The organism is Paenibacillus wynnii (assembly GCF_000757885.1).
Lineage (GTDB): Bacteria > Bacillota > Bacilli > Paenibacillales > Paenibacillaceae > Paenibacillus_AQ > Paenibacillus_AQ wynnii.
Genome location: NZ_JQCR01000002.1, coordinates 2,528,257 through 2,542,807 on the forward strand (window position 1 = coordinate 2,528,257; position 14,551 = coordinate 2,542,807).

The following is a 14,551-nucleotide window of genomic DNA, read 5'->3' on the forward strand; positions in this document are numbered from 1 at the left end:
AGAGGAGTATTTGACCGCATGAAAAGAAAAATTTCAACATGGACAGCGTTCTTTCTAGCCGGAAGCCTGCTAGTAGGAAATGGAATACCTTATTTAGGGATGGATGCAACGGCTGTATACGCTGCGGCTGATTTTACTATGTCTACAACTCCTGCAGCTGGAGCTAATTATGTAAGTGCAACGGCTTCTCTTAGACTAAATTTTGATCGGACGGTTACGCCGCAAACTGGAAATATCACCATTACTAAACAGAGTACGGGTGGAGTTTTTGTAACGGTTCCTTTGGATACAGGCCTTATTGGAAGTTCTACATTTTATGATATTAAATGGGCACCAAGTCTACAGTTCGAGCCTAATACAATGTATACCGTCAGTATTCCTGCCGGATCATTCAAGGATAACACAGGAGCGAGTTCCCTCGTGACCACCTGGTCTTTCACCACTGCACCCGCGGTTAACCCGGCTATTACTGCAGGAAATTTCATTCCGGTTAACAATGCCAGAGTAGATGTTGGAACTGTGAGTGAACTGAGTTTTAAACTGAATAAGGGTAACCTGATCAAAGGCACGGGTTCTATTAACCTGATATCTTCGGCAAATAATTCGGTTGTTTACAGCTATAATGTCGCTACCGATTCCAAAGTACAGGTAGATGTAGCAAGCGATCCGACCGGCACTCTTGTCAAACTGAGCTTAAGCGGAATAACACTATCGGCTGGCAGCAGCTATTATATTCTAATCGATTCGTACGCGTTCAGAGATACAGACAATAAGACTTATAGCGGTATATCGAGCGGGAATGACTGGACCTTTGCTACAAAAGGGGCTGCGGCAATACCAGTAACGGTCTCTCCTATAAATGGAGCAGTAAATATATCACCAACAGGAGCATTGCAGCTGGCTTTTGATCGTCCTATGTATCCTGCAGGTGGTGAGATTACTGTATCGCCAGGGACTATAAATGATCCTAGAGCTAGAAAAATCAATGTAACCTCCACAGCCGTAACGGGTGGGGGAAGTAAAACCATAAACGTGACTCCGGCAACAAGCGCTACTCCGCTGCTTAACAGTACAACCTATACCGTTACGATCCCGCAGGGATCTTTTTATGATCAGGATGGTCATTTGTTCCCGGCTTCAGGCTCCCATACCTGGACGTACTCAACGGCGTCTTCCTTACAGCCACTTGCACCGGCAACGCTATCACCGGCAGATCGCAGTGAATCTGTAGCTATTAGCAGAACCTTCGGTATTACCTTTAATAGAGATGTGATCTATAATGCCTCCATTGTGGATGGAATTGCACTCTATAAAAATAACGGGGGCAAAGTGCCGATTTTGGTGACACCAGGGTCGACCGCTAGAGATTTTGTAATCACGCTGGCACCTTCAACCGTACTCGATAACGCTTCTACCTACTACTTCGATATTGCGGCTGGTGTCTTTACGGATGCTGCTGACTCACTATCCGTGTATAACGGTCTAAGCGGGAAAAACTATTGGAGTTTCACAACATCTGTTTTGGACAGGACTGCCCCAGTTCTAGCGGCTGCGGTGCTCGATAACAATCGAACGATAAGACTTAAGTATAATGAGGCTCTAGATCCGTCCACAGCGCTGCTGTCTTCGAGTTTCCCAGTAACTGTGAATGATGAGTACCGCCGAATAGATAGTGTTACCCTACTAAATGACAGTGTATACATTACCCTTAGTACAGGGGTTGCAGTAGGACAAGTTGTAAAAGTGGGTTATTCCGGTGGGCTTCGTACCATTCATGATTTGAGCGGCAATATTGCTAGTTCATTTTCACTGCGGCAGGTGGATAACAACATTGAATCCTCACTTCCTGTCCCAAAAGAAGGCATACTCACAGGTAATTTGGTGAGTTTGAATTTTAATGATTCGCTTAAAGCGGTGTCCCCCTACGCATATAGTCAGTTCTCAGTAACGTCAGATGGTTCTGCACTTGGAGTAAGCTCAATTACTTCTAGCGGAAGCAACGTATATTTGGTTTTGAATAATGCTCCAACCAATAGCGGGGTCATTCGGGTATCATACTCTGGCAGTTCTTATCCTTTGCAGGATCTGCTTGGGCAGAATATAGCTGCATTTTCTAACTTTTATATTCGAAATAGCAACGATACAACGGTACCTCAGTTCCAAAGCGCTGCAGGGAGCGGGAATAAAATAATACTCACCTACAATGAAGGACTATCTACGAATAATCCTCCTACAAACAGTCAATTTTCCGTATTGGCAGGTGGGATAGCGGTGTATGTAACAGATGTTGCTGTAAGCGGCAATCAGGTCACCTTAACCCTGCAAACCGCCCTGACGGCAAACCAGAGGGTCACAATCTCCTATGTGCCTGGCTCAACAGGTCTAAGCGACTCTAATGGTAACCGTGCGGGATATATCAACTTACAGACTGTGACTGTGTCGACAGCAAGTGCTGTACCTGAGATTGGTTCGGCGGTCGTTACAGGAGATGTGCTTAGTGTTACTTTTAACAAAAGTATGGTCTCTACTTCATCTCTCAATGCAAGTCAATTCGGGGTTAGAGCAGATGGAAGCAATCTAGGCGTACAATCGGTATATGTATCCGGCAACCTTCTAAACATCACCTTGAGCTCTATTGTAAAAGGGGGACAGGTAGTCGATCTGTCTTATATGGCTGGAAATGGATCAATTAAGGATCTGGCCGGCACTACCTTGGCTTCATTTACTGGGCTCAATGTACAGAATTTATCGGGCGCATCCTCAGGGAACAACCCTTCCTATTTGACAACGCTCGCCAGTAATGAATTCGGAGTAGCATTTCCGTTACTGAGAAGTGACTCCGCCAAAATTTCGGATGACTATTCCAAGTACAATCAATCGATCAAAAAATATACGCTTAGCGCAGAACGTTTGACGGGAAGTTACGAGTATTTGGCAAAGGTAGGGACCGCTTCACTTGCATTTGAAGTTCCGCAAACCGAACGTGCCGCCTATGTAAGTGTTCCGCTGGCTCCTCTGGTTGCGGCAGTAAACCGGAATAAAAAGGCGGAGTTTGCAATCCGTTATGGCGAGCATCTATACAATATACCTTTGGATAAGATTGACATGTCTAGCCTTGTTCGTAATTTAAATACAGACAGCGGCAGTATCTCACTTGTCCTCCGTTTGGAAAAAGTTCCAACAGGCACTTACAGCTCCTTGGAGCAGAAGCTTCAGAATAACGGACTGCAGATTGTTACTAGTCTTATAGATGCTCGTATATTAGCAGTGGCTAATGAGAACTCCTCGAAGCAAGTAGAATTAAGTGTGCTTGGAGAATACAGCGTGCGGACTACAGCAACGCTTAACGAGCCTCAAGTCTCCATTGCCAGACTCGAGACCACGTATGGTGATGCAGCTTACCTCCCTACCAGCTTTAATAAGGTAGGCAATTATACGGTGCTGAGAGCGAAGACGGAAGGGAACCAGGCTATGGGTACCTATCTGTCGCTGCGTACTTTTAACGATATGGGTACACATTGGAGTCGTAGTGCTGTCACCGAACTTATGACCAAAAATATTATCGACAGCAGCTATGGTACAAGCTTCAAGCCTGAGCAAAAGATAACTCGTGCGGAATTTGCAGTTATGCTCAGTCGGGGCTTAGGTCTGCAGGGTAATCGTGAAGCGGCCCAGCGCTTCCGCGATGTACAGCCTTCTACACAAACTGGGGATTATATCGGGGCGGCAGCCAAAGCCGGTATTATTACCGGCAACACTGACGCGACCTTCCGTCCAAATGCTTATATTACCCGTGAACAAATGGCTATTATGATGATTCGCGCTATGGAATATACTAACCACCCTATAACTCTAAAGGGAACCTCTGCATCTACCTTGGCAACCTTTAAAGACAAGAACAAAATCCAGAGTGACGAATTCGTAGCAAAGGCAGTCCAGGCTGGAATCGTTCTGGGCGTATCAGCCGGTATATTCCAGCCGCAAGGCAATGCCACCCGAGCCCAAGCTGCAGTTATGCTTCAGCGGATGCTGAATAAGGCGGATTATTTGTAAGTTCGGAACTCAGACTTTTGAATTTAGACTTTTGAACTCACTTAGTTGCACTTTATACAATTAAAAGGTGGTGTTTGCTCCCGAAGGTCACTTTAAGTGTATTTTGTGCAACTATATGATGGGGAATGAGCCGAAATTGGCAATTTCTCGGATTTTAAGTGTATTTTATACACTTATCCGCAGTATGCTGGCAATCTGTGTTGAAATAGTTGTATGAAATGCAATTACATTATGCCACCCATAAAAAGCTCGGACTCCAATGTTGTGGAGTCCGAGCTTTCTTTTTGCCCTGTCCCCCCTAGTGAATAGCTGAGCGGTCACTATAGCCTTGTTTGCTGGTTCATCTACTAATCTCTTATTCCTCGCAACTTTTCTTCTAAAATTCAGTCTATTAAAAGTGTACTGGGAAAATAGATACTAAATTCCAGACTCTGAAGAACACCTCCAGAGGAAAGTAATAGGATGGGAGAGTTACGCTTAAATGAATAAAATTTCCACCAAAAAGATGTCCGGAACCAAGAAGTGGATTGCTGCTTCGTTAGCGGGAGTGCTATGGATCATGCCTGTAGTCGGTAGTGATGGAATACTGCAAATTGGACAAGGCTCCTCATCGATTGCAGAGGCGGCGGATTCTGCTTTTTCAGTGACTAAGCTGGGTGAGGAAGTGATTACTTCCGGTGCCATTATGATGAAATATAAATTCACGGCTGCACGGGCAGGGAAGAATGTTTCCGGTTTGGCGGACGTAATTCGTGTCGATTTAAATAATCCATATGTTTCTTTGGATGTCATGACAGGCAAAGGCGGTACACTGACTACTCGTCAGAGTACGGGCGGGATGGCTAAAGAGACCGGAGCCGTAGCTGCAGTAAATGGGGATTACTTCAATACAAGTGCTGAAGGAGCGCCAATTGGCGGACAAGTATCGTCTGGAATAGTGATGTCCACGCCTTCACAGCTGAACGGAATGTATGCTTTTACTGTGACGAAGGATAGAAAGCCAGTCATTGATGAGTTTTCCTTTGAAGGGATGGCAACGGCTTTGGACGGTGCTCAGTATCCTTTAGCCGGCATCAACAAGAGCGCGTACAATCCGGAGGGCGGAAGTTCTACGTACAGTCATGCCCATGCCTTATACATCTATACAGATGCGTGGACGGCACTTCAACGGCCTAAAAACAGCTCAACTACGCCGACAGAGGTTCTAGTAGAAAACGGTATCATCACACAGATCTCGGCGAACGCAGCACTGCCTATGGCGGTGCCTAAGGGTGCTTATATTTTGCGGGCACACGGGTTGGCTGCGCAGTATGTCATCGCTCATATGGTAGTGGGCCAGGCTCTAGAAACTTCATACTCTTTAGTCTCCAAAACTACACAGCAATCGATAGACCCTGCCAGTCTGCAAATGATGATCGGGGGTCATACTATTCTTGTGAATAATGGCCAAGCCGCTACGTTCTCCCGTTCAATCACAAGCATTGGAGGGTACCGTGCGCGGACGGCATTAGGTTATTCCCAAGACGGACGTTACGTCTATGTTATTGCTGCAGAGAAGAATAGCAACAGCTCAGGGTTATCACTGACTGAACTGCAGTCTTTCATGACGAATATCGGTGTCTGGAAAGGGTTGAATCTGGATGGTGGCGGTTCTACAACAATGGTTGATCGGCCACTTGCAGAAATGTCTACAAGACTTACCTTTAATACGGAGTACGGAACTGAGCAGCGGAGCGTCGTAAATGGCTTAGGGATTTATACGACTGCACCGCAAGGTGAAGTGAAAGGAATTAAAATAAGCGGCAGTTCAGTTCTTCTGATCGGACAACAGGCTGCTTATTCTTTAAAAGGCTATGATACCTACTATAATCCGATAGATGTAGCTGCGGGAAATCCTGCTTGGTCATCGAGCGGGGGAAGCGTAACTGTAAAGGCTGGGCAAGCGACAGCAGTGAAGCCGGGTACAGCCACACTGAAGGCTGTCAGCGGAGCCGCGAGTGCTTCTACTACTGTAACTGTTCTTGGAGGAAATGATATCACCAGCCTGACATTAGGCACAGCTACGGGTCCCTTGACAGTCGGGAGTTCCATTTCTGTTCCGGTTACAGCCGTTACAAAGAGCGGAATCAACATACCTGTACCGAATTCTTCCTTAAAATGGGAGTTTGTTGGGTTTAAAGGAAGCGTGCAGGACGGCAAGCTTACAGTTGACTCTATCAATTCAGGGGTGACGACAGGCTATGCTATTGCCCGTTATGACGGATTTAGCACAGGCGTTGTTCTCTCTACAGGTGCGGCTACTCCTTGGGAGAATTTTGAGAATGTAACCTATCCGCTTGCATTTACAACGAATGCTGCCGGAGTAACAGGTACAGCGGCTGTGACTGCAGGCAGCGCTGAACGTGCAGGCTCCAAGGTATTGAGTCTGAATTATGACATGACAGCAGGCAGTGGGAAAATGTACGCCTACGCTCAGCTTAATGGAACGACAGGCAAAGCGATTCCGGCGGCAGCCACCTCCATGTCGGTAGACGTAATGGGTGACATGAGTTTGAACTGGCTGCGGGCTGAGTTGGTAGATAATACAGGGGCAACAGTTTACGTAGATCTGGCCAAAGTCATTGACTGGAATGGTTGGAAGAAACTAAATATTGATTTATCAGGTTATAACATTAAGTTCCCGGCTTCGCTGAAACGTTTGTACGTAGTGAACGTGGAAGAGGGACAGGATGAACGTGCTAAGACGGGGGTGGTATCCTTTGACAACCTCTCTTTTACAATGCCATCACTTTCTAGTGACGCAGGGCTTCCTACAGCATCGGTTTCTATGACCATCGGACAAAAATCTATAATGGTGAGCGGCACGAAGAAAGCAATTGAAGTGGCTCCTATCATGATGAATGGCACTACTTACGTACCTATAAAATATGTGTTGGATGCCTTTGGTGGAAGTGCTTCCTGGGATGCTGTCACCAAGAAAATAATGATTCTGCGTGGTTCCAAGGTGCTTGATCTAACTTTGGGCAAGAAAGATTTCCTGCTAAACGGCATGCGGAAAAGTGCTGAAGTAGCACCTTTATTAATGCAAGGTAGGACTTTAGTGCCACTTCGATTAGTCTCGGAACAGCTAGGATTGAACGTAAAATGGGAACAAAAAACTAAGACCGTAACTATCGAATCATGATATGTTAATATAAAGGCAAGCCTTTAATTAGATTGGATAGAAATGAGGCAATCATCCGTGGAATTTCAAGCTGATGCGATTGATCGCGTCATAAAAAACACCATAGAGGTAATGGAGAGCAGCAAATATCAGATTTTTGAAATTTTGCAGGTCGCTCGTGATGAGCTTGCTGCGCTTACCAGGGAACTGAAGCGGGTGATGGAAGAAACGGAAGAAACATTGAAAAAGGTAGACAAACTGGAGCTTAATTATCATCGCTCCCGGATTCGGCTGACGGAAGTTAGCCGTGATTTTGTCCGCTATTCCGAAAAGGATATTCGAATTGCTTATGAAAAAGCGACAGAACTTCAACTGGAGTTGATGATGACCCGAGAGAGGGAAGCGTATCTCCGTAGTCGGCGGGATGAACTGCAAATGCGTGTACGCAGTGTGGAAAACTCCGTGGAGCGTGCAGAATCTATAGGGTCACAAATGAGTGTAGTCGTGGAATATTTGTCTGGAGAATTGGGACAAGTGACCCGTATTGTCGAATCCGCAAAGAACAGACAGATGATTGGACTAAAAATTATTCTGGCTCAGGAAGAGGAACGTAAGCGAATCGCCCGGGAAATTCACGATGGTCCCGCCCAAATGCTCGCAAATCTAGTCCTTAGGACGGAAATTGTGGAAAGAATGCTGTTAAAGCAGGAATTTGGACTAGTGCAGCACGAAATAGTAGATTTGAAGGGTCAGGTTCGTTTCAGCCTCGAAGAAATGCGCAAGGTTATTTTTAATTTGCGTCCAATGGCTCTCGACGACTTGGGACTAATTCCGACATTGCGAAAGTATGTGCATGACTATGAAGACAAGACAAAGATTCGGACCGCTTTTGAGACAAGAGGTAAGGAGCATCGGCTCTCATCAGCGATGGAGGCTGCCGTATTCCGCCTAGTCCAAGAAGCATTGTCTAACGCAGCGAAACATGCGTACCCTAGTTATGTGTTAGTAGAGATTACATTTCAAGCACAGTTAATCAAAATCGTTGTCAAGGATAATGGTTTGGGCTTTAATGTACAGAAAGTCAAAACAGAACAAAGCAGCCGTGAAAGCTTCGGTCTGGTAGGGATGCGCGAGCGCGTAGAACTTCTAGAAGGAAGAATGGAAATCGAATCAGCAGAGAATCAAGGCACATCAGTTGTAATCCATATTCCAACGAATGTGGATAAGGGAAAGGAGTAATGTAATGGAGAATCAAAGCTCTGGAAAGACATTCATTAAAGTACTTTTAGCGGATGATCATCAGCTTTTTCGTGAAGGACTTAAACGCATTTTGAATATGGAGGACGATATTGAGGTCATCGGTGAATGCGGAGATGGCATTCAGGTTCTTGAGTTCTGTAATGTAACTAAACCGGACATTGTTCTTATGGATATCAATATGCCGATCGAGAACGGCGTGGAAGCCACGCAAAAGCTCCGGGAAATGTTCCCGGACATCAAGGTTATTATTCTATCGATTCATGATGATGAGAGTTATGTATTTGAGACACTGCGTAAAGGGGCCAACGGATATTTGCTGAAAGATATGGAAGCCGAGTCGCTCATTAATGCGATCCGTTCCGTTTGCCAAGGACATGCCTTTATTCATCCCAAAGTAACAGGGAAGCTGATTAACCAGCTTCGCAGAATGACCTATCTGAATGAGACTGGCGCTATGGCCGAGACCGTTGTGAAAGAAGCCGGTGTGAAGTTTGTCGCTGGTGACAATAACCCTCTTACACGGCGGGAAGCAGAAGTCCTTCGGTTAATGGCTGAGGGTAAAAGTAACAAGATGATTGGTGAATATCTGTTCATCAGTGAAAAAACGGTCAAAAACCATGTGAGCAGCATTCTGCAAAAAATGGAAGTAGATGATCGTACACAAGCCGTAATCAACTCCATAAAGTTTGGTTGGGTAACGTTGTAAAACACAACTAGAAACTGTACATATACTGAGGGTTCTTTCAAGCCGAAGGACTGGGCAGTCACCGACCTTTTGTCACCGGCATATATTGTCGGTATACAAGGAGGTGCATCTCCATGGCAGCCCAGTTAATATGGATTATAGTCGTGTATGCTTCAGCGGTCGTTTTTGTAAACCTACTGCACATCCGGGAGAAAATGCGTCAATCCCCAAGATCCGGGGAGTGGATTCATTATATTCTCATTACCCGGAACCATGAGACTGTAATTGAATGGTACGTTCGTGCACTCACTTTGCATTCCTTCCTTACAGGAAAGCGGTTGCGTGTGACCTGTATGGATGATAACTCCGATGACGATACACTACTTCTTGTCATGAAAATGAAGCAGAGTGGATGCTCCCTTGAAGTAGAGGCGCTCGAACACTTGGAAGAGCGGAGTACAGCACAGAGGGACGGTAACCTTGGGTTAGAGCAAGAGATTATTATTGATTTGCGACTATTCGAGGGGCTGTTCCCGCTGCCATTTATTCAGGATCTGGGAAGTAGGGGATACGGATCAAAGCCTGGTGGAATGTAAAAACATATGTAAGCAACGGGTGAAGCACACTCTCCAGTGAAGGAGAAGTGTGCTTTTTTGCGTTGTCGGAAGGTTAGCGGGAAATAGTTCATTAATTTAAAAACAGGCGACGGTTGCCGACTTTACTATACTCGCGTGGGATTAAAATGTTTAGCTAAGGCACTAACCCGCTGATGAATAGTGTATTTTTTACAACATTGTAACAGGAAAGAGTGAAATTCAGTGGCATTGTTGCACTAAATGCAGGAATTTATCCAGATATTACAGTAACACGGACTAAAAGCTGCATTCTGTACAGTAAAGATTGGTTTTAGCGTGGTAACGGTGAATAAAGCTGTATTTTATACAATATTGCTCGAAGCTTCAGCGATCAAATGATTTGAGTAAGTTTGTATTCAAGAAGGAGGACAAGCATGAAAGCAGCTGTGTATGCAGTAAACCCTAAGGGAGTTTGGAGTGTACGTATCTCGCTGGATTTACAGGTAGACATCGAGTGGTGGAACGGGAAGCACAACCAAGGTAAAGAAGATGAGGTTTCCAAAACTGGAGAAATGGTTATTCTGTCAACCTCCATGCCGCTAGGATGGGCGGTAAAGCTGCGCGATAGCTGGGTGCATCCTAACGAAATGCAGCATTGGGGGACTGATTTTTGGGACCGGTATGTAAATGAAATACTTAAAGAAGAACGGGACTTGGAAGGGGAGACGAGGCATGAAAAAACGGTAGTAGCTCCAATAGGGATAAAAAATAATCTTAACGAAATTAACGTAAGGAAGAAAGATCCACTCGGAGTGAATAACGAAGTTTACTTCGAGAGAGGTTCGGCAGATGTTGGAACTGGAGCTTATGAATTATTCGGTTGGGCTAGAGGAGAGGAGTTGGAATATGAGGCTGATATGCTGACAGAGTTGGTAACTGGACGTTCCTTACTGGAAACGGAATGGATGGCACTGCTGAGCGAGCATTATCCGTTGCTGACAAAGCATTGGCGCAGCGCGGTCCAGCTCGCGCATTTGAAGGGGCGGCTGAAGCTAGAAGCCGCCGTTATCACGGAGCCGCCGCGCCCTCAAGCAGCGGCGGCCCGCCGGGGAGACCGCCAGCTGCGTTTCGCTGCTGGCGGTCTGGTGTGGGCAAGCGCCGCGGCCCGGCGCTTGGGCTGGCGCGGCGCTGCTCGCCGCCGCGCGCTCCCGCGCTGCCAGCGCTGCGGCAGCGCCGTAACCGCCCGCACGGCCTGCGCCGCGTGCGGGCTTTCGGCTTGCGCCTATTGCGAGGCCTGCCTCGCACTCGGGCGCAGCCGTGCTTGTGCGCTGCTGCTGCGCAGCGCAGCGCTTCCATCGGCCCTGCTGCGCGGGGCCGTAGCCGACCCCACCGCGGCGGCACGCCGGTGGGGACTTAGCGCGGCGCAGGCGGAGGCCGCCGGCGCTGCGCTGGGCTTCATGGCGGAGCCGCGCAAGCGCTCCGCCGACCCTTGCCCAGAGCGGTTCCTGCTCTGGGCGGTGACGGGAGCCGGGAAGACGGAAATAGTCTTCCCGCTCCTAGAGGCAGTGCTCGCCGCCGGAGGCCGCGCTCTGGTAGCGACACCGCGGCGCGATGTCGTACTGGAGCTGGCGCCGAGGCTCGCAAAGGCTTTCCCGGCGGAGACTCTCGCCGTGTTGTATGGGGGCAGCCCCGACCGGTGGACCGGGGGGCGGCTGGCCTTGGCAACCACACATCAGCTGGTTCGTTTCTATCAGAGTTTCGATCTCGTGATTATTGATGAGCTGGATGCTTACCCGTACCATAATGATCCCATGCTGGCACATGCCGCTGAGCAAGCTTGTAAAAGGGACGGAACCTTCATCTTCCTCTCGGCGACACCACCGAAGGATCTGCAGCAACAAGTAAGAAAAAACCAATTAGCCCACGCCAAAGTTCCTGTCCGCTTCCATGGGCATCCCCTGCCCGTGCCGATACATCTTACTATTCCTTCCCTACTTGACTGCCTAAAGCAGCGTGTTTTACCAAAAAGGCTGCTTCAGGCGCTAAGGAGATCACTGGCGAGGGGTGCACAGGTTTTTATGTTTGTATGTAGAATTGCCCACATCGAGCCGTTGCTCTCTATTCTTCGCCGGAATCTCCCCGGTATTATAATTGCAGGGACATCCTCGCAAGACCCTGCAAGGGCTGATAAAGTGAGCGCCTTCCGCAACCGGGAGATTACATTATTAGTGACTACAACGATTCTGGAACGGGGGGTTACCATTCCGCGAAGTGATGTTTTTATTATGGATGCAGACAGCAGCCTTTTTGATGAGGCTTCTTTGGTTCAGATGGCGGGCCGGGCCGGGCGTTCAAAGGATGACCCTGCGGGTATAGTCATATTTGCGTCTCCCCACTGGAGTCGTCCCCAACGCGGTGCGATTTCCCAGATAAGCTCCATGAATAGAATGGCTAAGCGGAAAGGATACCTGAGGAAGGAGCCTACCCAATGACTTCAACACCTGAATGGCTTAAATTCGTTCTTTCGCTGTTATCTTCCTCTTCTTCAGAGTGCCTAGCCTGCGGGAATCAAGGGAAGGGGTCATCACTTTCACCTGCATTATGTGTGAAGTGTGCGGTGCTCATTCCATGGATTAAGTCTCCACGCTGTCCAAAATGCGGAAGACATGTGGGCTGTCCAGACTGTTCTCGTGGAGGAGAACCTTCACCCCTCCTATGTAACAGGAGCGCAGTGGCTTACAACAGTGTGATGCGTGAATGGTTGGGTCAGTATAAATACCGCGGTAATGAGCGATATGCTCCCATATTAGGGTTAATGCTTGAAAAAGCGTACCAAATGCTAAAAGTACAACATGAAGACGTTGTATATCAAAATACATTCATTCGTCCGCGTTCAGCCTTTCCTTTTCGCCGATCTCCATCCATTGTTTCATGGAAAGCAGACCTGCTAGTTCCTGTTCCGGTAAGTGAGCCGCGTTTGATTGAAAGGGGGTTCAATCAGGCCGAACGGCTTGCAGCCGAGCTGTCTTGGCGGACGGGAATTCCGCTTCTCCCTCTGCTGGTACGTACACATCACACCGATAAGCAAAGCTTCAAGGGCCGTGCGGAGCGCCTAACCAATATGAAGCATGCCTTTGGGCCAAACTCTTCAATATCTGAGGATTATTTCAACTGGTTAATGGGAATTACAGCTTTTCACGATACCAACTACCCACGTCCTGTACGTATTATCATTGTGGATGATATTTATACCACTGGGAGTACGATCAGAGCCTGTGCTGAATCGGTTCGACAGATGACTGAGGCTTGCGGTTTTAGATCTGATATATATAGCCTGACTTGGGCACGTTCCTAAGCGGAAAATATAGTCCCATAGACGAATACTCGACAATCATGTAATCTAGGAGCATAAGATGTCTATTCGCTGTACAATATGTTATGGAAGGAGCGGCTGCTTAAAATGAATCTAGACAATTGTCCAAGGTGCGGCCGGTTGTATCTGAAAAATATTATGGATATGTGCCAGGTCTGTGTTAAGGATCTGGAGCATCAGTATGAAATTTGCGTAAAATATCTCCGTGAGAACAAAGGAACCAACATACAGGAACTGTCTGATGCTACGGATATATCCATAAAGGAAATCACCCGTTTTATTAGAGAAGGGCGGATTTCTATTGCAGGTGCACCGAATATGATGTATCCATGTGAAGTGTGCGGAACTCTCATTAGAGACGGGCATATGTGTGAAAACTGCCGAACTCGATTACGCAAGGATTTCTCAACGGCCATTAAGGAAAGTGCATCCGCTAAAGAGGTTAAAAAGGATAATGCAGGCGCTTATAGAGCTATAGATAAGCTTAGGGACTGATAAATTCTGCAAAAAAACACTTGCAGCTATAAAGAATGTTTCAACACACGCCGATAAACTTAGTAATGATTATCGGCTTTTTTATATTAAAAGGAAGGTGGAAGTTATGAAAATTAACGAGACCGGACGTATTAACGCGATTAATCCTTATCAACGCAACGCGGAATCGCAAAGGCAGGAACAAATGAAGAAGAGTACACGTAAGGATGAGGTTTCGATCTCTACAGAAGCCATGAAGCTTCTCGAGGCACAGAACAGCGGTAAGGTTGATGCTGAACGTGCACTCAAGATTGAGAACTTGAAGCAGCAGGTTTCTGCCGGCACTTACCAAGTTGACGCATCCAAGCTCGCAGAGAAACTCGCCCCTTATTTTAAGCAATCCTCCGAGAATTAGGTGAATCCATCTATGGCACTGACAAAATTGATTGAACTATTGGAGCGGCTGGACGAGGCCCATCAACAAATGCTGGATCTGGCCGCTACCAAGAAAGAAGCTATTATGGATAATAAAGTTGAGGGGATCATAGAAATCCTTAACCGTGAATCCAAGCTTATGAAGCTGACTCGACAACTCGAGGAGCAGCGTGCAGAGGCGGCTTATGCCTTTCTGCAAGGAGTTGGTATTCGTTCCAACCTCAACCTGAACCTCACCGAGTTGTCCAGGCTTGTATTTGACCCAGATGACAAGTCGCGACTTCTGCATGTTCAGCTTAAGCTTTCAGACACTTTGAAAAGTCTGAAGCAAGCTAACGAGCTTAATCAGAAACTGATTGAGCAGTCGCTTACCTTTATAGATTATACCTTGGACTTATTAGTTGGCAGACCCAATCAGGACATTACTTATCATCATCCATCTGACAAGGGTGCCGCAGTTAACCGGTCGGGACTTTTTGACGCTCGGGGATAGAACATAACTTTATAGGATAGTTTGCATTAGCCATACGCAA

General features: G+C 47.0%; 10 protein-coding genes. All 10 read left to right on the forward strand.

The window, feature by feature from the left end; all coding sequences use genetic code 11:
• Positions 1–18 precede the first annotated feature (18 nt).
• Positions 19–4,053, forward strand: a complete 4,035-nt coding sequence (locus PWYN_RS13940; RefSeq protein ID WP_052087944.1) for an Ig-like domain-containing protein — start codon at positions 19–21, stop codon at positions 4,051–4,053.
• A 481-nt stretch (positions 4,054–4,534) separates the two neighbouring features.
• Positions 4,535–7,237: a stalk domain-containing protein gene (locus PWYN_RS13945; protein WP_036652612.1), complete on the forward strand. Its 2,703-nt coding sequence runs from the start codon at positions 4,535–4,537 to the stop codon at positions 7,235–7,237.
• Between the two features lie 57 nt (positions 7,238–7,294).
• Positions 7,295–8,455 (forward strand): sensor histidine kinase, encoded by a 1,161-nt coding sequence (locus PWYN_RS13950; protein WP_036652614.1) that lies wholly within the window; start codon positions 7,295–7,297, stop codon positions 8,453–8,455.
• A 4-nt stretch (positions 8,456–8,459) separates the two neighbouring features.
• Positions 8,460–9,182 carry a response regulator gene (locus tag PWYN_RS13955; RefSeq protein WP_036652617.1) on the forward strand — a complete coding sequence of 241 codons (723 nt, stop codon included), beginning with the start codon at positions 8,460–8,462 and terminating at the stop codon, positions 9,180–9,182.
• Positions 9,183–9,295: 113 nt separating this feature from the next.
• Positions 9,296–9,757 carry a hypothetical protein gene (locus PWYN_RS28110; RefSeq protein ID WP_052087945.1) on the forward strand — a complete coding sequence of 154 codons (462 nt, stop codon included), beginning with the start codon at positions 9,296–9,298 and terminating at the stop codon, positions 9,755–9,757.
• 413 nt (positions 9,758–10,170) lie between these two features.
• On the forward strand, positions 10,171–12,228 hold the full coding sequence (locus tag PWYN_RS13965) for an ATP-dependent helicase ComFA (RefSeq protein WP_036652619.1): 2,058 nt from the start codon (positions 10,171–10,173) through the stop codon (positions 12,226–12,228).
• A 239-nt stretch (positions 12,229–12,467) separates the two neighbouring features.
• A complete protein-coding gene (locus PWYN_RS13970; RefSeq protein ID WP_052087946.1) occupies positions 12,468–13,091 on the forward strand; it encodes a ComF family protein in 624 nt (207 codons plus the stop codon).
• Between the two features lie 105 nt (positions 13,092–13,196).
• Entirely contained in the window at positions 13,197–13,604 is a 408-nt protein-coding gene (locus tag PWYN_RS13975) for a TIGR03826 family flagellar region protein (protein ID WP_036653859.1), read from the forward strand.
• Between the two features lie 106 nt (positions 13,605–13,710).
• Positions 13,711–13,998, forward strand: a complete 288-nt coding sequence (gene flgM, locus PWYN_RS13980; RefSeq protein WP_036652622.1) for a flagellar biosynthesis anti-sigma factor FlgM — start codon at positions 13,711–13,713, stop codon at positions 13,996–13,998.
• A 12-nt stretch (positions 13,999–14,010) separates the two neighbouring features.
• A complete protein-coding gene (locus PWYN_RS13985; protein WP_036652623.1) occupies positions 14,011–14,511 on the forward strand; it encodes a flagellar protein FlgN in 501 nt (166 codons plus the stop codon).
• Positions 14,512–14,551: the final 40 nt, after the last annotated feature.